Genomic DNA, 2037 nt, shown 5'->3' with positions numbered 1-2037 from the left:
GGCGAGGGCCCGGGGTGCGTCCGGGTCCTGGCCTCGGGCGACGGTGATCTCGTAGGCCAGCATCTGCAGCGGCAGGATCTCGAGGACGGGCTGCAGTTCCTCGGGCACACCGGCCGTGGGGAGGGCGAATCCGGTCGTCGCCCGGGCCACCTCCGCCTCGGTGCCGACGATCATGAGGTCCGCGCCCCGGCCGCGCAGCCGTTCGAGCACCGGCTGCAGGGCCGCGCCGCCGCGGCCCTCGGTGACGATGGCGATGACGGGCGAGATGTTGTCGACCATGGCGAGCGGGCCGTGCAGCAGATCGGCGCCCGAGTAGGACAGGGCGGGGATGTAGCTGGTCTCCATCAGCTTCAGCGCCGCCTCCTTGGCGGTCGGGTAGCCGTAGCCGCGGGAGGTGAGGACCATCCGCTCGGCGAAGCGGTAGCGGGCGGCGAGCTGCCGGACCTCGGCGCCGCGGTCGAGGATGCGCCGGGCGAGGTCCGGCAGCGCGGCGGCAGCGGCCGTGCCGTCTCCCCCGCCGGGGCGCAGTCCCTGGACGAAGAGGTAGAGGGTCAGCAGGGAGGCGGTGTAGGTCTTGGTGGCGGGCAGGGCGCGCTCGGGGCCGGCCAGGATGTCGATGTGGTGCTCGGATACGGCGGCGAGCGGGGAGTCGGCGTTGTTGGTCACCGCGAGGGTGATCGCCCCGGCCTCGCGGGCGGCCTTGGTGGAGGCGACGAGATCCGGGGAGCCGCCGGACTGGCTGACGGTCACGGCGAGCACGTCCGTCAGGTCGGGCCGGGCGCCGTAGGTCGTGATGGTCGACATTGAGGTCAGACCGCAGGGCTTCCCGAGCTGCACTTCGAAGAGGTACTTGGCGTAGAGGGCGGCGTTGTCGGAGGTGCCGCGGGCGGTGAGGAGCACGAAGCGCGGCCGGCGGGCGGCGATGAGCCGGGCGGTCTCCGCGATGAGGGGGGCGCCCTCGTCGAGGATGCGGCGCAGGACGGCCGGCTGCTCCGCCATCTCGCCGGACATGATCCCGCCCGGCTGCTCGCTGTGGTGGGCGGGGGTCGAGACGCTCATGTCCGGTTACCTCCCGGGCGGGGGCTGCGGGGTCGCGGTCCGGCGGCCCGCCGCGCGGCGCCGGGGCCCTCTCAGTCGACCACGGGGCGGGCCGCGCCCGCCAGCCGGAAGCGGGCTCGGGGAGGCTCCCCCTTGCGGATCCCTCTGTTAGATTGGTCTATACCACACACGATCCGCTCCACTCTTTAAGATCGGCAGGCCCCAGCGTGGAAGTTGTCATCGTCCCGGACGCCAAGGCAGGCGGCGAACTCATCGCGGAGGCCATGGCCGCCCTCCTGCGCCGCAAGCCCGACGCCCTGCTCGGCGTGGCCACCGGCTCGACGCCGCTGCCCGTTTACGAGGCCCTGTCCGCCAAGGTCCGCTCCGGTGCGGTGGACGCCTCGCGCGCCCGTGTCTGCCAGCTCGACGAGTACGTCGGCCTGCCCGCCGACCACCCCGAGTCCTACCGCTCGGTGGTGCTGCGCGAGGTCGTCGAGCCGCTCGGCCTGACCGAGGCGTCCTTCATGGGCCCCGACGGCACCGCCGGGGACGTCCAGGCCGCCTGCGAGGAGTACGACCGCGCGCTGCCCGCGGCCGGCGGAGTGGATCTCCAGCTGCTGGGCATCGGCACCGACGGGCACATCGGCTTCAACGAGCCGTGCTCCTCCCTGGCCTCCCGCACCCGGATCAAGACGCTGACCGAGCAGACCCGCGTCGACAACGCGCGCTTCTTCGGCGGCGACATCGACCAGGTGCCCCACCACGTCATCACCCAGGGCATCGGCACCATCCTGGAGGCCCGTCACCTGGTGCTGCTGGCCACCGGCGAGGGCAAGGCGGACGCCGTGGCGGCGTCCGTCGAGGGCCCGGTCTCGGCGCTGGTCCCGGCCTCGGCGCTGCAGCTCCACCCCCACGCGACGGTCGTTGTCGACGAGGCGGCCGCGTCCAAGCTGAAGCTGGCGGACTACTTCCGCGCCACCTACGCGGCCAAGCCGGCCT

2 protein-coding genes are annotated in these 2037 nt (G+C 73.3%); one reads left to right on the top strand and one right to left on the bottom strand.

Annotated elements, in window-relative coordinates; genetic code table 11:
- Positions 1-1059 (bottom strand): SIS domain-containing protein (locus V7793_RS36890; protein WP_336014043.1); only part of this gene is annotated, 1059 nt, incomplete at its 3' end.
- A gap of 206 nt (positions 1060-1265) precedes the next feature.
- Here V7793_RS36890 and nagB point away from each other — a divergent pair.
- A partial coding sequence (gene nagB / locus V7793_RS36885; protein ID WP_336014042.1) for a glucosamine-6-phosphate deaminase occupies positions 1266-2037 on the top strand: 772 nt, incomplete at its 3' end.

It is taken from the genome of Streptomyces sp. KLMMK, assembly GCF_036961605.1.
Lineage (GTDB): Bacteria > Actinomycetota > Actinomycetes > Streptomycetales > Streptomycetaceae > Streptomyces > Streptomyces telluris.
This window is presented reverse-complemented; position numbering and strand designations above follow the sequence as displayed.